Origin of the sequence: Janthinobacterium sp. NFX145 (assembly GCF_049810325.1) — a bacterium.
GTDB classification, from domain to species: Bacteria; Pseudomonadota; Gammaproteobacteria; order Burkholderiales; family Burkholderiaceae_D; genus Janthinobacterium; species Janthinobacterium rivuli.
In genome coordinates, this window is record NZ_CP187360.1 from 1,232,534 (window position 1) to 1,256,401 (window position 23,868).

A 23,868-nucleotide genomic window follows, 5' to 3' on the forward strand; every position below is an offset into this window, starting at 1 on the left:
TATGACCATCGCAGTTAAAAACATCAATAAACGTTTCGGTGATTTCGTCGCCCTCGACAATATCTCGCTGGACTTTCCCGCCGGCGAATTGACGGCCCTGCTGGGCCCGTCCGGCTGCGGCAAGACCACCTTGCTGCGCATTATTGCCGGTCTGGAACACCCTGATAGCGGCCAGGTGCTGCTCGATGCGGAAGACGCGTCGAACCGTCACGTGCGCGAGCGGCAAGTCGGTTTCGTCTTCCAACACTATGCGCTGTTCAAGCACATGACCGTGTTTGAAAACGTGGCCTTTGGCTTGCGCGTGAAGTCGCGCAGCGAGCGCCCGTCGGAAGACCAGATCCGCCGCAAGGTGAAAGATTTGCTGGAACTGGTGCAGCTGGACTGGCTGGCCGACCGCTATCCGCCGCAGCTGTCGGGCGGGCAACGCCAGCGCATCGCCCTGGCGCGCGCGCTGGCCGTCGAACCGCGCGTGCTGCTGCTCGACGAACCGTTCGGCGCGCTGGACGCCAAGGTGCGCAAGGAATTGCGCCGCTGGCTGCGCCGCCTGCATGACGACTTGCACGTCACCAGCATTTTCGTCACGCATGACCAGGAAGAAGCGCTGGAAGTGGCGGACCAGGTCGTGCTGATGAACAAGGGCACCGTCGAGCAACTCGGTTCCCCGGAGCAAGTCTACAACCACCCGGCATCGCCCTTCGTCTACGGCTTCCTCGGCAACGTCAACCTGTTCCACGGCCGCGTGCATGACGGTGTGATGGCCACCGGTGACGCCAGCTTCGAGGTGCCCGATTACGCGGGCGTGAGCGACAGCAAGGGCACGGCCTATGTGCGTCCGCACGACCTGGAAATCGACCGCTACACACAGGGCGCGGAAGGCATCGTCGTAAAACTGAGCCGCGCCCATGCGATCGGTCCGCTGGCCCAGCTGGACTTGCAGCGCGTCGATAACAGCGAGCTGATTGAAGCTGTGATGTCGAACGAGCGTTTTACCCATCTGCAACTGAAAGAAGGCGAAACCCTGGTCGTTCGCCCGAAACGCCTGCACGTGTTCGTTGAACCGACAAGAACCTAAAAGGTAGGAACACTATGAATTTTCAACAACTGCGCTCGATCCGCGAAGCGGCCCGCCGCGGCTATAACCTGACGGAAGTGGCCAACGCCCTGTTCACGTCGCAGCCGGGCGTGAGCCGGCAAATCCGCGAACTCGAGGACGAGCTGGGCGTGGTGATTTTCGAGCGCAACGGCAAGCGCTTGACGGGTTTGACGGAGCCGGGCAAGGGCATTTTGAAGATCGTCGACCGCCTCTTGATCGAGGCGGAAAACTTGCAACAGGCCAGCCTCGAATACAGCGGCCAGACCAGCGGAACCTTGTCCGTGGCGGCCACGCACACGCAGGCCCGTTATGCGTTGCCGAAAGTGGTGCAAAGCTTCCGCGCCGCCTTCCCCGACGTGCGTATTGCGCTACAGCAAAGCGCGCCCGAGCACATCGCGGAATGGGTGCTGTCTGGCAAGACCGATATCGGCATCGCCACGGAAGGCTTGAGCCAGTTCCCCGACCTCGTGTCGTTCCCGTGCTACCGCTGGAGCCATCTGATCGTCGTGCCGGACGGCCATCCGCTGCTCGAACATTCGCCGATCCGCCTGGAAGACCTGGCGAAATATCCGTTGATTACCTACGACAAGGGTTTTACGGGGCGCGGCCATATCGACGACGCTTTCGCCAAGGCGGGCGTGGCGACCGACATCATCCTTACTGCCATGGATTCGGACGTCATCAAGCAATACGTGGCGCTGGGACTGGGCGTGGGTATTGTTGCCTCGATGGCCTTCGACCATGGCCGCGACAAGGGGCTAAGGGCCGTGGAAGCGTCGCATCTGTTCGCCACCAACACGACGCGCCTGGCCGTGCGCCGCGGCGCCTACCTGCGCGCCTACGCCTATGAGTTCATCCTGCAGCTGGCGCCGGACCTGACGCGCGAAGACATCGACCGCGCCATGGCGGGAGAGGACGCCCTCTAGGCGATGGCGGCCTTTTGCGCGCGCGTCAGGCTGGCCACGGCGCGCGCGTAGCTGTCGCGCACCAGTTCTGCCAGGTAATCGGCGGGGAAGCGCGCCACGTCAACGATGGTCACCCAGTGAAAGCGGCCCATGTAGCGGGCCGGTTTCACGCCAGGCATGTCCGTCAATTCGATAAAGCGCTCCGCGCTGACACGCAGGCTGAAGCGCCACTGCTCGGGCGCGCTGGTCTTGAAATAGGCAAATTTCTTGCCGCTCACTTCAAATACGAGGATATTCGACGGCGGGCCGTACAGCACGGCTTGCGCGCCGGGCAGGGCCGCGCAAAAATCCTTCAATTCATCAGTTGTCATTCGTCCACCGCCACGAATTGTTGCGTGTTGTGGTCGAAGGCATAGGCCGCGCCGGCAGGCGCATCGAGCAGCGCGATAAAACGGTCATCCACGCTGAGCACGGCGCCCAGCGACACGAGGGCCACGTTGGCGCTGTCGTTCATGTAGTCGTCGCTCTCGTCGTTGGCCGTGAAGCGCCAGCCGCTGTCGTCGCCGTTGTCCGGCTCCTCGCGATACAGATAACCGACGGGCGCACCGTCTTCCAGCACTCTTTTCGTCACGAAGCACAGGCCGGCGTAGCGGTTGACGAGGTTGTCGTCATCGTCGTGCTGCGTATTGATGATGTGGCGCGCATCGAAGGCGATGGGGTCTTTGGCCTGTAAATCGGCGATGTAGCCGGGCATGTTGTCGAGCTTGCCGGTGAAGTGGCCATGCGGCTCGACCGTGTCGACCAGCACCCACATGCGCTCGGCGCCCGGCGCTTGCGGATCGTCGCTGTGGAAAGCGAAGATCAGCTTGACCACCTCGCCGGGGCGCACCTGGGCAATGGCCTCGGGCGGCGATTTATAGAAAGTGTAGGGATGGCGCGCAGCCAGTTCGGCAGCGTCGGCCAGGTGCCAGCTGGGCATGGTGATCCGTCATCAAGAAGAGTAAAACCCATGGTAGCCGATTGCGTGCCAGGATGACCACGCATACCTGCAGGCTTGTCATTGCCGCAGGGTTACTCTGCCGCTTGGCACATGCCGATATACAACAATCCTGTTTCCCGGAGCGGCGTCCGGTTATGGCAAGGACAGCAGCAAGCCCCTTGATAGCCGGACTCGGCAAGAAATTGATGAGGCCGATTGAAAATGCCAATCGTAAAATTTGTTTCTTTTATTGCATTTTGATTTCCTGAATGATATCTTTTGTCCAATCGCAAGGAAATATAATAAAAATACAAGCAACATTGCAATTTTGAAATTTATCAATAGGGGAAATTATGAACATGACTAAACGTGCTGTGCTGGGTCTCTGCCTTGCTGTCTCGGTTTGCCTGGCGCCATTGGCCCAGGCGGCGAGCTGGGTGGAAATCACCGATCCTGCCATGAGCGGTTTCGCGGTGGGCAGCAATACCGTCACCTACGGCAGCGTGGCAGCGGACTCGGTCTGGGTCTATGACGGCGCCAACCCGTCCGGCGCGCAAAGCGCGGCCGCCATCCAGAGCTTGGTCAGCAGCAAGTTTGGTCTGCCATCGAGCGGCACCGGTTCGCTGGTTTTGGCCGCCCAGGGCGACATAGCCAGCAGCAAGTCCGGTTCGTTCACCGTCAACTCCAGCTTTGACTACCTGGCCGTGCATTATGGCCGTGGCGAACTGTTGTTCCACTGGGACACGCCGTTGGCCGCCAATACGGTTTTCAGCATTGCCAACCTGCCGCGTGGCCTGAGCAATTTCCGCGCGTTCAACTCGGTCTCGGCAGTGCCTGAGCCAGCGACCTACGGCATGCTGCTGCTGGGTCTGGGCCTGGTTGGCTTTGCGGCGCGTCGCCGCCGCGCCTGAGCCTGATGCGCCTGCGGGCGCAAGACATGAAAAAGCCCGGAAACACATCTTGCGTTCCGGGCTTTTTGCATGGCAGAGCGTTATTTACCAGCTATAGCCAGCCTTGGCGTAGTAGTAACGGCCGTTGAAGCCGTTCGGTGCGAAGCCGCTGTACGGCTGGGTGCCGCCATTGTTGAGGTTACCCGCGCTGGTGATCTGGTCCGGATAGCGGTTGGTGACGTTGTCGATACCAGCCACCAGGCGCCAGTTCTTGCCCAGTTTCACGGAACCGGACACGTCCAGCACCCATTGCGGATCGTAGTGCTGGTCTTGCAGGGCATTGTTTTGCGGCACGATGAAGCTGCCGTAGCGCGTCACGACGCCGTGCGCATTCCAGATGCCGAAGCTGTAGTCGGCGGCCAGGCTGAACTTGTCTTTCGGCGAACCAACTGTAGCGCGCTGGATGGTCTGGCGGTCGATCAGTTTCAGGTTGTTGGCCGTCAGGATGGCCGGATTGTCCGCCACTTTCTGTACCGAGGTCTTGTTGTGGTTGTAGGCCACGGTCAGGTCCAGGCGATCCTTGTCCTGCAAGTCGATGCGGTAGGTGCTGACGATGTCCACGCCTTCCGTGCGCGTATCGACGGCGTTGGTGAAATAGCGTCCCGCGCCCACTGGCGTCCCCTGCGCGGCCAGGATGTTTTTCAAAGTAGTGCTGAGTATCAGATTGGAGGAAAACAGGATGCGGTCATCGATGTCGATGCGGTAGGCGTCGACCGTCGTCGTGAAGTTGCGGGTGGGCTGGAACTGCAGGCCCAGGCTGTAGTTGCGCGCTTTCTCCGCCTTCAGGTCTTGTGCGCCCAGGGCGCGTGCCTGCGGCGTGTTGACGGCAAAGGTACCCGTTTCGATGGCCGTATTCGTGCCATTGATGACCTGGAAGTTGGTGGTGGTGATGGTGTAGTACTGCTGCGCCAGCGATGGCGCGCGGAAGCCGCTCGATACGGTGCCGCGCAGGGACAGGGCGTCCGTGAAGGCATAGCGGGCCGAACCCTTGGCCGAGGTGGTGCTGCCGAAATCACTGTAGCGCTCATGCCGCAGGGCCACGCCACCGGACAGTTTTTTCGTCGCTTCCGCTTCCAGGTTGACGTAGATCGATTCATTGTGGCGGCTGTGGCTACCCGCGTTTTCGGGACGGAAGCCGGCAAAGCCCTGTGAACCGGTACCGGTATACGATGCTTGCTCGCCAGCGCCGATCGTGTATTTTTCATGGCGCGCTTCGGCGCCCACGGCCACAGTCAGCGGCCCCGTAAAGTAAGCGACGGGGAATTCGCGCGCCGCGTCGAGATTCAGGACGGTCTGTTCATTTTTCAGCGAGCCCACATAGAAGTGCGTGGGGCTGGCGGCGGCCAGGTCGAAATTGACGGTATTGTCGAGATCCAGCTTGAACTTGTTGCTGCCGTAATTCAGGCTGGCATCCCAGCGCCAGCCGGCCGCCTCGCCGCGCAAGCCGGTTACCAGCGACTGGTCGGTCAGGGTACTGTTCTGGATCGGCAAGAAGCCTTCTGGGAAGATCGACGAGCGCGTGACGTATTGTCCATTTTTGTCCTTCACCAGGCCTGCGCGCCAGGTGGCGCCAGCCGAGGTGTCGCGCTGGCCGTAGCCGCCGAAGGCATACCAGTCCAGGTTGTCGCCGAGATGGTATTCGCTGTTGATGAAGACGGTGGCCGGTTTGCTCTCGGCATCGCCGTAGCGCAGGTTGACCTGGCCATAGCGTGGTTCCAGCGGGTTGCTGAAATCGCGGCCGGCACGGTTGGTCGGACCGCGATCGGCCACTTCTGCCGAGACGCGCACCCAGCCATCGTCGCCCAGGGCGAAGCCGGCCGAGCCTTTGATGGATTTTTGCTTGCCGTCGCGTTCCTGCGTCTGGCCATAGCCCACTTCGATGTCGCCGCCGGCCGCGCCTTTTTTCAGGATGATGTTGATCACGCCGGCAATCGCATCGGAACCGTACTGGGCCGCCGCGCCATCGCGCAGCACTTCCACGTGGTCGATGGCGGCCAGGGGAATAGCGTTCAGGTCGACCGGCGCCGAACCGCGGCCCAGAGTACCGTTGACGTTGACGACGGCCGAGGTGTAGCGGCGCTTGCCGTTCACCAGCACCAGCGTCTGGTCGGGCGACAGGCCGCGCAGCTGGGCAGGGCGCACGGCATCGCTGCCATCGGCGCCCGTCGGACGGGGGAAGTTCATCGATGGCAGCAGGCGTGCCAGCACGGTGGCCAGTTCGGCCGAACCCGTGCTTTGCAGGTCGCGCGAAGTGAGGATGTCGATCGGCGATTCGGAATCGATGGTGCGGCGGTTCTTGGCGAAGGTGCCGGTGACGACCACCGATTGCAATTCACCTTCGGCCGGCAGCTCTTGCTGCGCTTGCGCGTGCATGGGCAGGCTGAAGCAGGCGATCAGGCTGGCGGCAATAACGGTTTTCACGGGCAGGGCGGGAATCTGGGAGCGGGCGGTGCTTGAACTCATCGACGATATCTCTTCGGTTGGTGGATGCGCGAACCAGGGCGGTCCGGTGATGACATCAGAGTAACAGTGGGTCTGTGGCGTGCTTACGAATCGTTCTGTCTATCGATATGCAATAAATGTCTGATACACGTCCAAATGGCGCGGGTAGCGCATATGGCCTCGTTTCCAGCATACGACCGGGTATGGCAAGGCTGCAATGCTGCACAGTAGTAAATTGCCAGCTGTTGTATAAAAACGACTATATAGCTGTCAGCTGGGCGCCTGCTGCCCCTCGATTCAGTGCATCGGCATAGGTGGCGTTTACGGTCGCCGCCAGTTCCGGCGACAGCGTGACTTGATGCGCGTTTTTTCCAGTAGCGATTCGGTTTGGCCAGTGCGTTCATCGTGACGCTCTGCCTGAGCGTCGACTCAGGCACCGCCGCGTGGCCTTTGTGCAACAAAATCTCGCCAGAGATCAGCAAATAGGACTACTCCTATTTTTTGCAACGTTCATTTCATATTAGTCTGAAAACATTCAGATGCGCAATTAATAGTATCGATTGGCGTACACCAGCCGGATTTCGATAATTCAATGCGCCAACTAATAATTTCAAAATTCGGCGTAATCAAATAATTCACTGAGCGTGATTTTAAAAAAATAATTATGTGTGGCGTTCAAAAGAAAGCCGGAATTAATCAGGAATTTGGCAGTTCGAAAAATTAATAGGGCGTGCAATAACCTCGGCATATTTATTTTTGTTAAAAATATATGCTGCGTTCAGAATGTTCGCGGTAACCCATAAACAATATTCGAAAAAAAGGTCGGATCTATGAAATTTTTTATATTTTTCGGGTCTGCATGCATGTCGCTGTTTTTGCAGTCGACGCCAGCATTTGCGGCGCTCGGCGCTCCCGTGGTTTCGCTGGCCAGTAGCGCTAAAGCAGCAAATGGTGCGCAGTCCGCAGTTAGCGGTCGCATGATTAATTATCGCGGATATGTGATTGACGAAAAAATAGACCAGTCAGGCACCGCTGTGCGGGAATACATCAATGCCGATAACGTTGTATTTGCTGTCAGCTGGCAAGGGCCAAACATGCCAGACCTGCGACAATTGCTGGGCAGCTACGCCGATCAATACGCGTTTGCCGCCAGCCAGCGGAAAGCAGGTCAGCGTGGTGTTGCAATTCAGTCAGACCAATTAGTACTCCGTTCCGGAGGCCATATACGTTCGTTCGCTGGAAGTGCATATGTGCCGGGCCTGCTGCCGCAGGGCGTGACTTCAGACGATATTCGCTAAGAGGAAGAAAACAATGCGCTTCCTGATATTCGCGTTGTTCCTGCTGTTGCAGGCTTGCGGTAACGAAAATCGTCTCGGGAACACGGCGCCACCATCGGCGCCGCCATCCACAAATACCGTCGAACTTCCCGCAAACACCGTTGCGGTGGTGGTGGACGGTGGCCCCTTGATCTCTGGAAAATCGATTAATGCAATCAACACGCCCTACGTTTCAATCACTGTGTGCATGCCTGGCAGTAGCACGCAATGTCAAACGATTGATCATATCTTGCTTGATACAGGCTCGACCGGTCTACGAATAATTTCCTCGGCATTCGCTGTAAATATGCCGCTGCCAGCGCTGCTGAATACAGAAGGCAGACCTATCGCTGAGTGCGCCAAATTTGCCGATGGTTACAGTTGGGGCTCCGTGAAACGGGCAGATTTTCGTATTGGTGGCGAGGTCGCCCGCAACATTTCAATGCAGATCATTGGCGATAATACCTTTCCCTCTGTACCTAGTGGCTGCTCCAGTGCCCTAAACCCACAAAACACCGTGGAAACTTTTCACGCCAATGGGGTGCTTGGCGTCGCGTCATTCGTGCAGGATTGCGGAGCGCATTGCGCCGATTACAATTTCGAGGGATGGTATTACGCCTGCTCGGATCAAGATTGCAGATCCACGGCAATGCCGTTAATCAAGCAGGTAAGCAATCCAGTCGCATCATTTCAAAAAAATAACAATGGCATCGTGTTGCAATTGCCAGAAATTGATGCCAAGGGTGTTGCCAGTGTTACCGGCCTTTTGACTTTTGGTGTCGGTACACAATCAAATAATTCTCTGGGTAGCGCCAACATCTATACCTTAAACAGTGCGGGAAATCTTGAAACGGCATATCAGGGGCGAGTATTGCTTGGATTTTTTGATACCGGTTCGAATGCTTTATTTTTCGACGACCCAACCATACCTACTTGCAACAATGCCGCCAGAATGTTGGTGTTTTACTGCCCGAGTTCCAGCTTGAGCCGTAGTGCGGTGAATACCGGAACCAATGGGCGCAGCGGCGCTATTAATTTTAATGTGGCTACGGGAAACAGTACTGTGTTTAGTAAACGAGCCGGAATAGGCGTAGGAGACAGGGATTTTATCTGGGGACTTTCATTTTTCTTTGGCCGTACAGTCTTCACTGCGATTGAAGGAATGGACGCTGCGGGTACGAGAGGCCCCTACGTCGCATATTGAAATGTTGACCTGGAAATTTCACCTGCAATACTAAATATATTAAATGGGAGGAGGAATGGCGCCAGCCTGAGGCGATAGTTTTAAATTTAATTTCATATAAGTAAAAAAGGAAAATGAAATGAATAAAATGAGTAAATTTATCATAAGCTGTACGATACTTGCCCTCGCCGGAATTTTAACCGGGTGCGGAGGTGGTAATGATAGCGGAACGGAATCGGGAGCGAAAGTTAAATCGAAACTAGCTGTCCGGGCTACGCCGATTGTAGCAAAAGAAGGATTGTTAATCAGCGAAGTTGCCGCAAACTATAGGCGCGACAAGGGGGGAGCATGGTTTGAAGTATTTAATAACTCGGCCACGCCAATTGATTTAAGTTCCTACAAGTTGCGATCGGGGGGGCTGGATGTTTCTAGCTACCACCAAAGGTACCAAAATCCATCGCTCCCCATAAATGTAAGTCCAGCGCCTGTGACATTTAACCTGCCGAAAATAATGATTCCTGCCGGCGGGTATTTTGTTTTGGCGGGAAGAGATTTCGATGGCTTGATAGATGCTAATCAGAAAGACATTACAGCCAATAAGACAGGCCACGCCTATATTGTTGACGCAACAAAAAAGTATGTTCCTTATTGGACCGACGCGGCTGGCTTTGTGGAACTACTTGATGCAACAGATGCCAATAATGTGAAAACGGCCGATTTTGTCCGATTCGGAGCGGAAATGACTAATCCAATCACCGCCAATTTCTGGAGTAATGGTAGCGTTAAGAGTGTAGAAAATGTCGCTGCGTTCCCGGAACGACTGACCCATGAAGTAAGCTTCTCCTTCGATCCCCTTGATCATAACAGTGCGTCAATAGTGCGGCTGAGCAATAATCTCAGGACAACCGGCACAAACAATGACTGGACCTTGGTGGGGTTTCCCACCCCTGGCGGCAAAAACGACGTGGCCGGAACTGCAACGGATAGTGATAAAGATGGGATTCCAGATTCCGCGAAGGTCAATGGTGGAACTTTTGCAGGCCTGGATTTGTATGGTATGGGCGCGCGTCCGGGGCAAAGAGATATGTTTATTCACGTTGACTATATGCTGGATCCGAACAACCCAATTATCGACTTGCAAAGTGCCGCATTAAAAAATATTGTGGATGCTTTTCAGGCGAATCAGCATAATATTGTTGTGCATTTTGATGCTGGAAATAAGTTCAGCCCGACGTTTGATGCGGTAAATTATAATTTGTCTGGTAATGTATCGCATGAGCAGTCCCTTGAACCCTGTACCCAGATTACATCACCAATTGGTGATCGTATTTTTGGGCTTAAAGCACTTCAAACAGGCTGCAAAAATTTATATACCTATTCCAGTGCTGTCGATGTACGTCGCAGACCGATCTTTCGATATGCTTTAATGGCCAGCAAGAATGAACTTACAGGCGCAACTAGTTCTGGCCTTGCAGAACTTCCTGGAAATAAATTTCAGGTAACAATGACAGCCGTGTTTGCTGGCGCCCTTCCTGCAGATCAGAATCATACTAATTTTCGAATCAATACCCAGGCTAGCACGATCATGCATGAATTGGGTCATACGCTTGGATTACGTCATGGTGGCGACGTTCATGATCACCGTAAGCCAAATTATTTTAGTGTCATGAATTATTTGTATCAGCTTAATGGATTGCCATCTTCGGTCACAGGGGATGGTGCACTGTTCCGTTACTATCATTCGCTGAATAATTATCCTACAGCTGTCAATGCAATCCGAGGAGTAAATGGTAATATAACAGGCTACCATTATACTGCGTTTGGTTATCCCCAAGGTACATTTACGCTTTGTCATATGCCTGAGGGCCCTTGCACTACCCCGAATATGAAGATTGATTATTCGGATGGCAGCGGAGGCAGTTTAGATGAATATTCTGTCGATGAAAATTCCCTTATCGGACGTGGTGCGGATCCGGGCATCTTTGGTGATTGGAATATAAATAATAAAAAAGATGCAGCTGTTTACCCACAATATATTTCTGATCATGCGGTACCAGGTGTCATTAAAGATCATAATGACTGGGCGGCAATTAAACTTGTAATAGGGAGAAATTATAAAGACTCTAACACCAGTGGCTACGCAAAACGTCTTGCCAGGCCTAACGTAAAGCCTCAACTCATCATAGGTACCGTTGCAACGGAAGAATCGCTGGCGGCTCCCCTTCATTAATGATGATTTTTTGAACGTGGAATGTGTTTTTAATGTGGCGGTGATGCCTGGAAAAGAATATGCCTGGCTTGGCGGCAAAGAGACCGTGGTATTCCCTCTTGCCACCGCACCGCCCATCGCAACAGGCACGGGAACGCTGAGTGAGCTGCTGATTTATTCGGATTTTCGCTTGAAATTCACGTAGGGGCTTTTGATTTCTAAAGCGGAAAATTTCCAGAAATTGAATGAATCAGTGCTGCCCTGGCGCTTTCCAGGCACCTTGCATTACCGCTTCCGCCATATCGATACAGTTGACGCCGCGCGTGCCCAGTCGGGTTGGCTGTGCGCTTCAGCTTCGTTATTCTGCTCGCCGAAGGTCATCGTGCCCAGGCAGATCCGGCTCACTTCCAGGCTGCTGGCACCCAGTTTGATCTTGTTGATCATTTTGCCTGTTTGCCGCGCAGCGCGCGCGCGCAATCCTTGATCAGCGCCGGACCGGCGTAAATCAGGCCGCTGTACAGCTGCACCAGCTGCGCGCCCGCCTCGAACTTGGCCAAAGCATCCTTGCCCTGCATGATGCCGCCCACGCCGATGATGGGCAGCGCGTCGCCCAGTTCCGCCTTCAGCAAGCGGATGACATTATTCGACAGCTCGAACACGGGTGCGCCCGACAATCCACCCGCTTCGGCGCCGTGCGGCATGCCTTCGACGGCGCTGCGCGACAGGGTCGTGTTGGTGGCGATGACGCCGTCGATCCGGTGGCGCGTGAGCGACTCGGCGATGCTTTTCACTTGTTCGCCATCCATGTCCGGCGCGATTTTCAGGGCCAGCGGCACGTAGCGCTTGTGCTTGTCCGCCAGGCGCGCCTGGGCATCCTTGAGTTGCGACAGCAGGGCGTCGAGTTCCGACGCACCCTGCAGCTGGCGCAAATTCTTCGTGTTCGGCGACGAGATGTTCACCGTCACATAGCTGGCGTACGGGTAGACTTTTTCCAGGCACAGCAGGTAGTCGTCAGCCGCCCGTTCGATGGGCGTGTCGGCATTCTTGCCGATGTTCAGGCCCAGCACGCCGGCGCGGTTCTGGTAAAACTTCGACGCCTGCACGTTGGCGACAAAGGCGTCCACGCCGCCATTATTGAAACCCATGCGGTTGATGATGCCCTGCGCCTGCGGCAGGCGGAACATGCGCGGTTTCGGATTGCCCGCCTGCGCGCGCGGCGTGACGGTACCCACTTCGATGGAGCCAAAACCCAGGTCGGCCAGCGCGTCGATGTAGGCGCCGTCCTTGTCCAGGCCCGCGGCCAGACCGACCGGGTTCGGGAAGGTGATGCCCATCACCGTGCGTGGGTCGGCGGCCGGTTTGCCGGCCAGCTTCGTCAGGCCCAGCGCGCTGGCGCGTTTCAGGGCGGGCAGGGTGAGATGGTGGGCCGCTTCGGCATCCATCGAAAAGAGCAGCGGACGGGCGAGGGAGTACAGGAATTTTTCAGACATGGGGCGCTTTGAGTAGGTGTGCGTGGCGCCGGGAAGGGCTGGCGGCGCGCGAAATAAGTGCCGTATTTTACCGTGTTCCACGCGCCTGCCGGGTGTATAGTTCTTGTTGGTCTAGTGCAATATTAATCCCTTGATAATCAGCATGGGGCCTTGGACTTTCCTGTTTCTTCCCTGTTCTCTTTACCTTATAAGCGAGACATCGATTGAAAAAGACACGCATTTTGACGGCCATCGCGGCCGCCAGCGCACTGCTGCTAAGCCACCCGGCCCTGGCACTGCCGAACACCCAAGACACCCGCATGTTGAGCGAGCCTGCCGTCTCCAGCCGCCACATCGCCTTCATCTATGCGGGCGACCTGTGGCTGTCCAACCTCGATGGCGGCGGCGCGCGGCGCCTGACGTCCGATCTGGGCGACAAGTCGCATCCCGTATTTTCGCCCGACGGCAGCCTGATCGCGTATAGCGCGAACATCGACGGCAATGTCGACGTGTATGTGATCGCCGCGGCCGGCGGCGTGCCGCGCCGCCTGACCTTCCACCCCGGAGCGGACCTGGCGCAGGCGTTCACGCCCGATGGCCAGGCCGTGATGTTCACCTCACCGCGCGCCGCCTTCAACAACCGCTTCCAGAAGCTGTTTACGGTGCCCGTGGCGGGCGGCGTGGAAACGCAGCTGGAAATTCCGAACGCCTCGCGCGCCACGTATTCGCCCGATGGCAAGCGCATCGCCTACAATCCGCTGGCGCCCGCCTTCAAGCAGTGGAAGCGCTACCGTGGCGGCACCAATTCCTGGCTGTGGCTGTTTTCATCCAGCGACAAGTCGATTGAAAAAATCCCCCAACCGACGACGCGCTCGAATGACGTCGACCCGATGTGGATAGGCGACACCGTGTACTTCCGCTCCGACCGCAACGGCGAATTCAACCTGTTTGCCTATGACGTGAAAACGAAGGCCGTGCGCCAGTTGACGCGGCATGCGGATTTCCCCGTGCTGAACGCGTCGGCCGCGAACGGTAAGATAGTCTACGAGCAGGCCGGCTATCTGCACGCGTTCGACATCGCCAGCGGCCAGGCGCACAAGCTGGCCATCGCCGTGGCCAGCGACCTGGGGCAGACACGCCCCCGCTGGGTCAAGAACGCGAAATACATCCGCGACGCGTCGATTTCGCCCTCGGGCGCGCGCATCGCCTTCGAGTACCGGGGCGAGATCGTCACCATCCCCGCCGACAAGGGCGACGTGCGCAATCTGACGCAGACGGCCGGCGCCCACGAGCGCACGCCCATCTGGTCGCCCGATGGCCGTTCGGTCGCGTATTTTTCGGACGAGTCGGGAGAATACGAACTGCATGTGCGGGCGCAGGATGGCAAGGGCGCGGTGCGCAAATTCAAGCTCAATGGCAGCGGCTTCTATGACAACGCCGTCTGGTCGCCCGACAGCAGGAAGATCGCGTTTGCCGACAATGGCTGGAGCATGTACGTGATCGACGTCGGCACTGGCAAGGTGCAGAAGGTCGCCACGGAGCCGATGTATGGCGTCGACAAGAGCATGCGCGCCTCGTGGGCGCCCGATTCGCGCTGGCTGGCCTACACGCTCAATTCGCCCACCTACACGCGCAGCGCGTATATCTATTCCGTCGAGCAGAACAAGTCGATGCCCGTGACCGATGGTCTGTCCGACGTGGCCCAGCCCGTGTTCGACAAGAGCGGCAAATACCTGTACTTCTTTGCGTCCACCAATGCAGGCCCCAGCAACAACTGGTTCTCGCAGCAGAATGAAGACAACCTGGTGACGCGCACCGTGTGGATGGCCGTGCTGCGGCGCGACCTGCCATCGCCGCTGATCAAGGAAAGCGACGAGGAAAAGGCCGCCAGCACGGAGAACAAGAAGGACACGGCGAAGGCGGAAGCGGAGCCAAAGAGCGAAGCGAAGATCGATCCGAAGACGGGCCGCGACGACCCGAAAGTGGTCGTGGCGCCCGTGGCGCCGATCCACATCGATTTCGACGGCATCGCAACGCGCATCGTCGACCTGCCGCTACCGGCCGCGCAGTTTTCCAGCCTGACCGCCGGCGCTGCGGGGCAGATCTTTTTGCTGCGCGAAAGCGACGGCAAGAAGGCCGTGCAGCGCTTCGACCTGAAGGGGCGCAAGGCGGAAACCGTGGTGGCCGAAGCGGACGACTTCGAAGTGTCGGCCGATGGCAAGAAGCTGCTGTATCGCCAGAAGGACAACTGGGCCATGGGTTCCGCCATGGGCAAGCTGCTGGCGCCCGGCGAAGGCAAGATCAAGGTCGACGCCATCGAAGTAAAAGCCGATCCGCGCGCCGAGTGGACGCAGATTTTCAATGAGGTGTGGCGCATCAATCGCGATTATTTTTATGATCCGGGCATGCATGGCGTGGACTGGAAAGCCATGCGCGACAAGTACGCCGTGTTCTTGCCCGAGCTGTCCAGCCGCGCCGACTTGAATCGCCTGATCCAGTGGATGTGCAGCGAACTGGCAGTGGGCCATCACCGCGGCGGTGGCGGCGATGATTTTATCGAGGCGAAGAAAGTGCCGGGGGGACTCTTGGGCGCCGACTATGAAGTGAGCGACGGCCATTACCGCTTCAAGAAAGTGTATGGCGGCTTGAACTGGAATCCGGCCCTGCGCGCGCCGCTGACGGAGCCTGGCCTGAACGTCAAGGCGGGCGAATACCTGCTGGCCGTCGACAGCCGTCCCTTGCTGCCGCCGACGAATATCTACAGCGCCTTCGAGAACACGGCCGGCAAGGCCATCGACCTGACCGTGGGGCCATCGGCCGACGGCAAGGGGGCGCGCACGATCACCGTCGTGCCGGTGCCGACCGAGGATGCCTTGCGCAACCGCGACTGGATCGAAGGCAATATGCGCAAGGTCAATGCGGCGACCGGCGGCAAGGTGGCGTACGTGTACGTGCCCAATACGGCGGGCCTGGGCCACACCTACTTCAAGCGCTATTTCTTCCCGCAGGCGGACAAGCAGGCCATCATCGTCGACGAGCGTTTCAATGGCGGCGGCAGCGTGGCCGATTACTACATCGAGATCCTGCAGAAGAAGGAAATCGCCTGGTGGACCATGCGCTATGGCGCCGACATGAAGACGCCGTCCGCGTCGATCCAGGGTCCGCGCGCCATGCTGATCGACGAGACGGCCGGTTCGGGCGGCGACCTGTTGCCGTGGATGTTCCGCAAAAATAACATGGGTCCGCTGATCGGCAAGGCGACGTGGGGCGGCCTGGTGGGCGTCCTCGGCTTCCCCGTGCTGATGGATGGCGGCTTCATCACGGCGCCGAACCTGGCTTTCTGGACGCGAGAGAATGGCTGGGGCGTGGAAAACGAAGGCGTGCCGCCCGATATCGAAGTCGAGCAAACGCCGGCCGACGTCATCGCCGGCCGCGATCCGCAGCTGGAAAAAGCGATCGAGGTGATACAGGCCGAACTGGCGCAGAACCCGCCCGCGCGGCCTGCCCGTCCGGCGTTTCCGGATAAAAGTAAATAAAAGGCGTAGGTCGGATTAGGCGCGCAGCGCCGTAATCCGACAACATTGTTGGCGCCGCCGGTGGTGTCGGATTACGCGCTTGCGCGCTAATCCGACCTACCAACTGCCCCCACCGACATGCGCTTGGTTTTACATCACCACCCACTGTCCTTTGATCCTCGCTTCCAGCGGCTTGAAATTGATTTTATAAGCCATCTTCGGGCTCTGTTCGATCCAGTAGCCGAGATACACATACGGCAGGCCCAGTTCGCGCGCCTGGGCGATTTGCCACAGCACGTTGTAGGTGCCGTACGAGGCGCCCGGCACGTCGGGGTCAAAAAAAGTGTAGACGGACGACAGGCCATCGGCCAGCACGTCGATGATGCTGACCATGCGCAGGATGCCTTCGGCATCGCGGAACTCCACCAGGCGCGTGTTGACCCGGCTTTGCAGCAGGAATTGCGCATACTGGTCGCGGCTGTCCTGGTCCATGCCGCCGCCCGCGTGGCGCGTGCTCTGGTAGCGCAGGTACAGTTCGTAGTGCTCGTCGAGGAAGGACAGGGTGGCCACGCCCGCCTGCAGGCCGGCGTGCCGGCTCCAGGCGCGGCGCTGGTTGCGGTTCGGGGTGAACTCGCCCGTCACGACGCGCACGGGGATGCAGGCCTGGCAGCCATCGCAATACGGCCGGTAGGTGAAAATGCCGCTGCGGCGAAAGCCGTTGCGCACCAGTTCCGAATACACGTCGCTGTTGATCAGGTGCGAAGGCGTGGCGACCTGCGAGCGGGCCTGGCGGTCGTCCAGGTAGCTGCACGGATACGGCGCCGTCGTGTAGAACTGCAGGGTGGCAAACGGTAGTTCGTTCAGGTGCGTCATGCTGATCCTGTCTGGTCTGTCCGCGGCAATGGAAGTCTGCGTGGAGATATCATAGCTTTTTTATGCCGGTGGCGCAGCTTGCCAATCCGTGATTTGCGCTGCTTCAATGGCGATCCTTACATGGGCGAGGAAGCGCGCGCGCGAAATGGGCGCCGCGCCCAGCGAAGCCAGGTGCTTCGTTTCTTGCTGGCAGTCAATCATGGCCACGCCGCGCGCGCGCAAAAAGCGCACCAGCTGTGCCAGCGCGATCTTCGAGCCATCCGTCACGCGCGCGAACATCGATTCGCCATAGAACATGCGCCCGATCGACACGCCATATGCGCCGCCCACCAGTTCACCGTCAAACCACAGTTCCGACGAGTGCGCGTAGCCCAGCTTGTGCAAGCCCGTGTAGCCGGCGATGATTTCGTCGGAAATCCACGTGCCCGGGCCATCCTTTCGCGGCGCCGCGCAGGCGCGCATGACGGCGTCGAAATCACCGTCGAAGCGCAGCTGCCAGCGCCCGTCCGTGGCGGCGCTGCGCTCGACCTTGCGGATCGTCTTGGCCAGGCTGTCGGACACCTTGAAGTCGTCCGTCATCAGCACCATGCGCGGATCGGTGCTCCACCACAGGATGGGCTGGCCTTCGGAAAACCATGGGAAGATGCCGCGCCGGTAAGCGTCAAGCAGGCGCGCGGGCGACAGGTCGGCGCCGGCCGCCAGCAGGCCGGGCGCCTCGTCGGTCAGGGCGCGCGAGACGTCGGGAAACGGGGTGTGGATGTCGAGCCAGGGAATCATGCGGCGTCAAAGGTGGCGGGTGATGGGGGCTTACTCGGGCGCTTGCTCTGCATCCACGCGCGCCATCGGGCGCGTGATGTCGCCCGTATGGAAGCCATAGCTGCCGCCTTCGCGGATTTTCACGCGGTCGGCAAAGAACAGTTCCAGGGTGGCGCGGATGGTGGGAAAGGCCAGGTCATCCCAGGGAATCTGCGCTTCCGTAAACATCTGCACGTCCAGGCTTTCGATGCCCGGCGCGAAATCGAGGTCGCGCAGGCGCGCCAGGTAGAACAGGTGCACCTGGTGCACGCGCTGCACGTTCAGCAGCGAAAACAGGGGACCGAGTTCGATATTCGCGCCCGCTTCCTCCACCGTTTCGCGCTCGGCCGCGTCGGAGGTCGTTTCATCGTTTTCCATGAAGCCGGCCGGCAGGGTCCAGTAGCCCAAGCGCGGCTCGATGGCGCGCTTGCACAGCAAGACCTGCAGCTGGCCGTCCTCTTCCCACACGGGGATGGAGCCGACCACCATTTTCGGGTTCTGGTAATGGATGGCGTCGCAGTTGGCGCAGACATAGCGCGGACGGTTGTCGCCTTCCGGAATGGAGAGGCTGACAGGATGGGCGCATTCGGAGCAGAATTTCATGGGCAGGCTTCGGAAAATGGGTGTCTAGTGTAACGCTTACTGTACACCGATTGCGCGCGGCGTGGCGTGACGGGCGGACACAATACCAAGCGGCAATTGGCCGAGTTTTTTCATTAAATGGCTCTATTGCAGCCGAAGTTGAGATAGCTATTGCCTAAGTCACCCGTTTGCGCTTATAATTCTTGTGCGGGGTGGAGCAGTCTGGCAGCTCGTCGGGCTCATAACCCGAAGGTCACAGGTTCAAATCCTGTCCCCGCAACCAATACCGGAAAGCCGCTGATTCTTGCAAAAGATCGGCGGCTTTTTTCATTGCTGGCCAACGGCGAACTCCGGCAGACGGGGCGTGCATGCAATTGTCAAATCAAGCCCTTTACGCCCCGCAACAATCTGGTATATAATTATTGTGCGGGGTGGAGCAGTCTGGCAGCTCGTCGGGCTCATAACCCGAAGGTCACAGGTTCAAATCCTGTCCCCGCAACCAATTCGAAGCCGCTGGTTCCTCGCAAGAGGGCCAGCGGTTTTTTCGTTATGCGGGGAGATTTCCTATTCCAGCTGGCGTGCGTACACGACCAGCCGCAGATGGCGGTCCGCATCGATGGTCAGCGAGGTGTGTTCATACGCGACCTGCTCGCCGCCGATGTCCAGGCGGCGCACGCCTGCACACGGCGCATGTACGTCGTGGCGGCGCCACCACAGCTTGAATTCGGGCGAGACTTTTTCCAGTTCCTGCACCAGCGCGTGAATGTCCGCTTCCTGCGTGGCGCGCGCGTAGTCGCGGCGAAAGCTCGACAGCATCAGCGGCGCCTGCTCTTCCCAGGCCGTGAAGCGTGAGCGCAGCAGCGGATCGGTAAACAAGAGCCACAGCAGATTGCGCCGCGATGGCACATGTGCGCCGAAGCCAAACAGGGTGTCCGCGCCCGCATTGAACGCCAGCACGTCCCAGCGCAGGTTGAGCACATACGCCGGATGCGCCAGCTCGTGCATCAACCGGCGCACCGGCGGGGGCACCACGCAAAACGTCTTGCCTTCTTCGGCTGGCGGACGCGCATGTGCGAGCAGGAACAGGTGGCGGCGTTCGCCCCCGTCCAGTTTCAGCACTTCGGCCAGCTTGTCGAGAAAGGCGCTCGAGACGCCGATGTCGCGCCCCTGCTCCAGCCAGGTGTACCAGGTCAGCCCCACGCCAGCCAGCGCCGCCACTTCTTCGCGGCGCAAGCCGGGCGTCCTGCGCCGTCCGCCGCCGGGCAAGCCCACGTCCTCGGGCGACAGGCGTGCGCGGCGCGCCTGCAGGTAGGCGGCCAGTTCGTGGCGGGTGCGGGCCAAAGTGCGCATGGTGCTGTCTTTCCGGTGAGTCTGTTGCTATCAGTAATAGCATAAACAGTTAAATTGTAATTGTTTATATTGTATTCCAGAATGCCTGCTTTCTTTCTGAAAGCTGGCCCATGTCTGACTATTCTTCCTCCCGTACCGGTCTTCCCGCCACCGTCTACCTGATCGCCATTGGCGCGTTCGCGCTGGGCATGGCGTCGTATGTGACGGCGGGCCTGATGCCGATGATCGCCGGCGCGTTTTCCATCTCCCTGGCGATGGCCGCGCAACTGGTGACGGCGTTTACCCTGGCCTATGGCCTCGGCTCGCCGCTTGCCGTGGCCTTGCTGCCGGCGCGCGCGCAGCGCTCCGGCCTCCTGATCGCGCTGGCCGTGTTCGTGCTGGCGAACGGGGCCAGCGCGCTGGCGCCCGGATTTGCCAGTCTGCTGGCATGGCGGGCCATTGCCGGCATCGGTGCCGGTGTCTATCTGGCGCTCGGTATCGCTGCGGCGGCCGGCGTGTCGGCGCCGCGGCAGCGGGGCAAGGCCATCGGCGTGATCATGGGCGGCATGGCCGGCGGCACGGTGCTGGGCGTGCCTTTGAGTTTGCTGCTGGCGCAGCAGCTGGGCTGGACGGCGGCCTTGTGGCTGGTGACTCTTCTGGGCGGGCTGGCGCTGGCGGGTTTGCTGTGGAAGCTGCCAGCGCTGCCGGCGGCGCCGGCCATTTCACTGCGCCGCAAGCTGGCCTTGCTGGCCGATGGGCAGGTGCTGTCAATCCTGCTGGTGTCGCTGCTGGCGGCCATCGCCAGCCTGGGCATGTACACGTTTATCGCGCCGCTGCTGGCATGGTCGGCGCAGGGCGCGGCGATGTCCGTCACGCCCTTCCTGTGGGCATGGGGCGTGGGGGGGATCGTGGGCAGCGTGCTGGTTGGGCCATGGGCGGACAAGGTGGCGGCGCCGAAACTAACCGGCTTCATCTTGCTGCTGCTGGCGCTGGCCTTGTGCGCGCTGCCGCTGGCGGCCGGCTGGTCGGCCTGGCTGATGCTGGCGCCGATCGCGCTGTGGGGCGCGGCTGGCTGGGCCCTGCAAGTGCCGCAAAACCAGCAGTTGCTGGCCGTGCGCGCGCGGCAGGGCGACGGCAACCTGGCCATCGCCCTCAACGAATCGGCGCTCTACCTGGGCAGCGCCATCGGCGCCGCCATGGGCGGCCTGCTGCTTCTGCTCAACTGGCCCATGTGGCTGCTGTCGGCCGGCGCCGCTTTGGTCGCCGCCGCCGCGCTGCTGTTGCAGTTGCCGGCCGCGCGGCGGACTTAAGCCTTTTTCGCCAGCTGCATGCCCACGGGCAGGGCGCGGATGCGCTTGCCCGTGGCGGCGAAGATGGCGTTGCACAGGGCTGGCGCGATCGGTGGCGTGGCCGGTTCGCCCACGCCACCGAGCTCCATGTCCAAGGTGCCCGGCACCAGGTGCGTGTGGATCACGCGCGGCGCGTCAGCGGCGCGCAGCACGCTATAGTCGTGGAAATTGCTTTGCTCGACCCGGCCATTTTTAAAACTGATCTCGCCGCTCATGGCCAAGGACAGGCCCATGATGCAGGCGCCCTCGATTTGCGAGCGCACGCGGTCCGGGTTGATTTGCGGGCCGCAATCCATGGCGATATCGACTCTCGGCACGATGACTTCGCCGGCCGCATTGATTTCTACCTCGATCACGGCCGCCACATAGGTGACGAAACTGTAGGACACGGCCAGGCCCAGTCCCCGTCCCTTGGGCAGTTTGCGGCCCCAGCCCGCCTTGGCCGTCGCCAGCTCGATCACGTGGCGCATGCGGCCGATATCGACCGGATACTTCGCAGGGTCCTCGCCATAGTTCCAGCCGTCGGACAGGTCGGCCGGATTGATCTTGCGCGCGGGGCCCAAGAGCGCCAGCAGGTAGTCGCGGTGGTCTTTCTTTGCCGCGTGGGCCAGTTCGGCCGTGAACGACTGGATGGCGAAGGCGTGCGGGATATTCGACACGGAACGGAACCAGCCGATGCGCGTGTGGGCCGGCACTTCGGGCACTTCGACGCGGATGTTCGCAATAGCGAACGGCACGTTGATGGCCGACATGCCCAGCTCGAACGGCGCCTGCTTGTTCGCGCCGGCGGCAAAGGTCGAGGTGATGGTGGGCGCGGCCGTGCGGTGCAGCCAGGCCGTCGGCATGCCTTTCGCGTCCAGCGACGCTTCCAGCCGTTCGACGGACACCGTGTGCAGGTAGTCGTGCTGCAGGTCGTCGTCGCGCGTCCACGTCAGCTTGACGGGCGCGCCATCCATGGCTTTCGACAGCAGCGCCGCCTCGACGGCGAAATCGGGTTTTGATTTGCGCCCGAAGCCGCCGCCGAGCAGGGTCACGTGGACGGTCACGTCGTCATACGTCAGGCCCAGGGCCTTGGCCACGTTGCTGCGCGTCGCTTGCGGCGCCTGCACGCAGGCCCACACTTCGGCCTTGCCGTTGGCGATGCGCACGGTGGCGGCGGGCGGCTCCATGGTGGCGTGGGCCAGGTGGGGCAGATAGTATTCGGCGCTGAGTTTGCGCGCGGCGGGAGCGGCGGCCAGGGTGGCCACTGTCTTGCCCTGGTCGCGCGCCGGGCTGGCCGGCTGGCGCACGGCCGCTTCCAGCGTCTTGCGGAAGGCTTTCGAATCATAGCTGCCGTTCGGGCCGTCGTCCCATTCCAGCACCAGCGCTTCGCGGCCCTTGATGGCGGCCCAGGTGTTCTTCGCGATGACGGCCACGCCGCCCAGCGGATTGAACATGGCCGGCGGCGGGCTGCCCGCCAGTTCGACGATGCGCAGCACGCCCGGCACCTTCAGGGCTGCCGTCTTGTCCACGCTTTTCAGCTTGCCACCGAATACGGGAGGGCGGGCGATGACGGCATACGCCATGCCATCGAGGCGCGTGTCGATGCCGAAGTGGGTATTGCCCGTGACGATGTCGTGCAGGTCGATGCCGCGCGTGCTGGTCTGGCCGATGTAGCGCAGCTCGCCCGCTGTTTTCAGGCTGATGCGCGCGCGTGGCGGCACCGGCAATTTGGCCGCTTCTTCTGCCAGGGCGCCGAAGGACAGCGAGCGTCCGCTGGCCGCATGCACGACCGCATGGTTGACGGCTTTGACTTCCGTGACGGGCACGTCCCAGCGCACGGCGGCCGCCGTTTCCAGCATCAGGCGCGCCGTGGCGCCCACGTGGCGCATGGCGCGGAACGAGTGGCGCATGCTGCGCGAGCCGTCCGTATCCTGGCTGCCGTAGCGCGCCTCGTCGGCGGGCGCCTGCTGCACGCGCACCTGCGCCCAGTCGGCGCCCAGTTCATCGGCCGCCACCATGGGCAGGCTGGTGCGGATGCCCTGGCCCATTTCGGAACGGTGCACAACAATGGTGACGATGCCGTCGGCTGCCACCGACAGGAAGACCAGGGTGTCGTCGACCACGCCGCCAGCCATCTTGTCGCCGCCATATTTGACGGCGTCGGCCGCCATCACGAGGCCGGAAGGGCCGGCCACCAGGGTCAGGCTGGCCAGCGCGCCGGCGGCTTTGAGCCAGTTGCGCCGCGCGGGCGAATGAACAGTCGGAGTGTCATGGATGCTCATTTGGCCGCTCCTTTTGCGTTGATGCTGGCCGAGGCCTGCTTGATGGCCGCGTGGATGCGCGTATAGGTGCCGCAGCGGCAGATATTGCCGCTCATCGCTTCGCGGATTTGCTGGTCGTTCGGTTTTGGCGTCTTGTGCAGCAGGGCCGTGGCCGACATGATCTGTCCGGCCTGACAGTAGCCGCATTGGGGCACGCCGTGCTCTTGCCACGCTTGCTGCAGCGCCAGACCGACCTTGTCTTCGCCCACGGCCTCGATGGTGGTGATCTTCTTGCCGGCGGCGGCCGACACCGGCGTCACGCAGGAGCGGATGGCTACACCATCGAGGTGCACGGTGCAGGCGCCGCACAGGGCCATGCCGCAGCCGAATTTGGTGCCGGTCATGCCCAGTTCGTCGCGCAAGGCCCACAGCAGGGGCGTGTCTTCAGGCAGTGCAAGGTCGTGCTGCTTGCCATTGATGGTCAGGGTCGTCATGTGTATTCCTCTGTGGGGGACGGTGCGGAAAGCGCGACGGCCATCCGCCAAACGGATGAGCGCATCAGTAGGGGATGGTAGCACCAGCGGCCATGCGCTGCAGGGAGTGGGGCCCGGTGGCATACTGCGGCTTCTGATATCG

General features: G+C 60.1%; 18 protein-coding genes, 2 tRNA genes and 2 pseudogenes. 11 read left to right on the forward strand and 11 right to left on the reverse strand.

Annotated features, from left to right (window positions below; genetic code table 11):
- Position 1 precedes the first annotated feature (1 nt).
- The gene (locus ACPJXG_RS05475; RefSeq protein WP_035821525.1) at positions 2–1,072 is read left to right on the forward strand and encodes a sulfate/molybdate ABC transporter ATP-binding protein; all 1,071 of its coding nucleotides are present in this window, start codon (positions 2–4) and stop codon (positions 1,070–1,072) included.
- 14 nt (positions 1,073–1,086) lie between these two features.
- On the forward strand, positions 1,087–2,019 hold the full coding sequence (locus tag ACPJXG_RS05480; protein WP_070256667.1) for a CysB family HTH-type transcriptional regulator: 933 nt from the start codon (positions 1,087–1,089) through the stop codon (positions 2,017–2,019).
- Here the strand turns inward: ACPJXG_RS05480 and ACPJXG_RS05485 are convergent.
- Together ACPJXG_RS05485 and ACPJXG_RS05490 are read right to left on the reverse strand one after the other, a co-directional pair.
- A complete protein-coding gene (locus ACPJXG_RS05485; protein WP_425253648.1) occupies positions 2,016–2,369 on the reverse strand; it encodes an MmcQ/YjbR family DNA-binding protein in 354 nt (117 codons plus the stop codon). The two genes, ACPJXG_RS05480 and ACPJXG_RS05485, sit on opposite strands and share 4 nt — an antisense overlap.
- A complete protein-coding gene (locus tag ACPJXG_RS05490; RefSeq protein ID WP_425253649.1) occupies positions 2,366–2,977 on the reverse strand; it encodes an immunity protein Imm33 domain-containing protein in 612 nt (203 codons plus the stop codon). Before ACPJXG_RS05490 ends, ACPJXG_RS05485 begins: the two co-directional genes overlap by 4 nt.
- Before the next feature lie 818 nt (positions 2,978–3,795).
- Here ACPJXG_RS05490 and ACPJXG_RS05495 point away from each other — a divergent pair.
- A pseudogene (locus ACPJXG_RS05495) lies at positions 3,796–3,888 on the forward strand (FxDxF family PEP-CTERM protein); the annotation flags it as partial.
- An 84-nt stretch (positions 3,889–3,972) separates the two neighbouring features.
- Here ACPJXG_RS05495 and ACPJXG_RS05500 read toward each other — a convergent pair.
- Positions 3,973–6,390 (reverse strand): TonB-dependent receptor plug domain-containing protein, encoded by a 2,418-nt coding sequence (locus tag ACPJXG_RS05500; protein ID WP_425253650.1) that lies wholly within the window; start codon positions 6,388–6,390, stop codon positions 3,973–3,975.
- 809 nt (positions 6,391–7,199) lie between these two features.
- On the opposite strand from ACPJXG_RS05500, the gene ACPJXG_RS05505 reads away from it, so the two are divergent.
- From ACPJXG_RS05505 to ACPJXG_RS05520, 4 genes are all read left to right on the forward strand, one after another.
- Positions 7,200–7,667: a DUF2844 domain-containing protein gene (locus ACPJXG_RS05505; protein WP_425253651.1), complete on the forward strand. Its 468-nt coding sequence runs from the start codon at positions 7,200–7,202 to the stop codon at positions 7,665–7,667.
- Between the two features lie 13 nt (positions 7,668–7,680).
- Positions 7,681–8,889: a DUF3443 domain-containing protein gene (locus tag ACPJXG_RS05510; protein ID WP_425253652.1), complete on the forward strand. Its 1,209-nt coding sequence runs from the start codon at positions 7,681–7,683 to the stop codon at positions 8,887–8,889.
- 118 nt (positions 8,890–9,007) lie between these two features.
- The gene (locus tag ACPJXG_RS05515; protein ID WP_425253653.1) at positions 9,008–11,098 is read left to right on the forward strand and encodes a hypothetical protein; all 2,091 of its coding nucleotides are present in this window, start codon (positions 9,008–9,010) and stop codon (positions 11,096–11,098) included.
- Between the two features lie 10 nt (positions 11,099–11,108).
- On the forward strand, positions 11,109–11,282 hold the full coding sequence (locus ACPJXG_RS05520; RefSeq protein WP_425253654.1) for a hypothetical protein: 174 nt from the start codon (positions 11,109–11,111) through the stop codon (positions 11,280–11,282).
- An 87-nt stretch (positions 11,283–11,369) separates the two neighbouring features.
- Here the strand turns inward: ACPJXG_RS05520 and ACPJXG_RS05525 are convergent.
- Positions 11,370–11,521 (reverse strand): annotated as a pseudogene (locus tag ACPJXG_RS05525) (aldo/keto reductase); the annotation flags it as partial.
- The gene (locus ACPJXG_RS05530) at positions 11,518–12,567 is read right to left on the reverse strand and encodes a quinone-dependent dihydroorotate dehydrogenase (RefSeq protein ID WP_425253655.1); all 1,050 of its coding nucleotides are present in this window, start codon (positions 12,565–12,567) and stop codon (positions 11,518–11,520) included. The gene ACPJXG_RS05530 and the pseudogene ACPJXG_RS05525, both read right to left, overlap by 4 nt.
- Before the next feature lie 203 nt (positions 12,568–12,770).
- On the opposite strand from ACPJXG_RS05530, the gene ACPJXG_RS05535 reads away from it, so the two are divergent.
- Positions 12,771–16,082, forward strand: a complete 3,312-nt coding sequence (locus tag ACPJXG_RS05535) for a S41 family peptidase (RefSeq protein WP_425253656.1) — start codon at positions 12,771–12,773, stop codon at positions 16,080–16,082.
- Between the two features lie 129 nt (positions 16,083–16,211).
- On the opposite strand, the gene ACPJXG_RS05540 is transcribed toward ACPJXG_RS05535, so the two are convergent.
- Genes ACPJXG_RS05540 through ACPJXG_RS05550 form a run of 3 tightly spaced genes read right to left on the reverse strand, consistent with a single transcriptional unit; the run spans position 16,212 to position 18,332 of the window.
- Entirely contained in the window at positions 16,212–16,934 is a 723-nt protein-coding gene (locus tag ACPJXG_RS05540) for an arginyltransferase (RefSeq protein ID WP_035821511.1), read from the reverse strand.
- Between the two features lie 60 nt (positions 16,935–16,994).
- Complete coding sequence (aat, locus tag ACPJXG_RS05545) at positions 16,995–17,711, reverse strand: leucyl/phenylalanyl-tRNA--protein transferase (protein ID WP_035821509.1); 717 nt, start codon at positions 17,709–17,711, stop codon at positions 16,995–16,997.
- Between the two features lie 30 nt (positions 17,712–17,741).
- Positions 17,742–18,332, reverse strand: a complete 591-nt coding sequence (locus ACPJXG_RS05550; RefSeq protein ID WP_035821507.1) for an NUDIX hydrolase — start codon at positions 18,330–18,332, stop codon at positions 17,742–17,744.
- 185 nt (positions 18,333–18,517) lie between these two features.
- On the opposite strand from ACPJXG_RS05550, the gene ACPJXG_RS05555 reads away from it, so the two are divergent.
- Positions 18,518–18,594: transfer RNA gene (locus tag ACPJXG_RS05555), tRNA-Met, on the forward strand.
- A gap of 142 nt (positions 18,595–18,736) precedes the next feature.
- Positions 18,737–18,813: transfer RNA gene (locus ACPJXG_RS05560), tRNA-Met, on the forward strand.
- Positions 18,814–18,875: 62 nt separating this feature from the next.
- Here the strand turns inward: ACPJXG_RS05560 and ACPJXG_RS05565 are convergent.
- Positions 18,876–19,661: a helix-turn-helix transcriptional regulator gene (locus ACPJXG_RS05565; RefSeq protein ID WP_278316814.1), complete on the reverse strand. Its 786-nt coding sequence runs from the start codon at positions 19,659–19,661 to the stop codon at positions 18,876–18,878.
- 110 nt (positions 19,662–19,771) lie between these two features.
- Between ACPJXG_RS05565 and ACPJXG_RS05570 the strand changes: the two genes are divergently transcribed.
- Positions 19,772–20,950, forward strand: a complete 1,179-nt coding sequence (locus ACPJXG_RS05570; protein WP_425253657.1) for an MFS transporter — start codon at positions 19,772–19,774, stop codon at positions 20,948–20,950.
- Here the strand turns inward: ACPJXG_RS05570 and ACPJXG_RS05575 are convergent.
- Together ACPJXG_RS05575 and ACPJXG_RS05580 are read right to left on the reverse strand one after the other, a co-directional pair.
- Positions 20,947–23,253: a molybdopterin cofactor-binding domain-containing protein gene (locus tag ACPJXG_RS05575; protein ID WP_425253658.1), complete on the reverse strand. Its 2,307-nt coding sequence runs from the start codon at positions 23,251–23,253 to the stop codon at positions 20,947–20,949. The two genes, ACPJXG_RS05570 and ACPJXG_RS05575, sit on opposite strands and share 4 nt — an antisense overlap.
- Positions 23,250–23,726: a (2Fe-2S)-binding protein gene (locus ACPJXG_RS05580; protein ID WP_099402954.1), complete on the reverse strand. Its 477-nt coding sequence runs from the start codon at positions 23,724–23,726 to the stop codon at positions 23,250–23,252. The genes ACPJXG_RS05575 and ACPJXG_RS05580 overlap by 4 nt, the downstream gene beginning before the upstream one ends.
- Positions 23,727–23,868 lie beyond the last annotated feature (142 nt).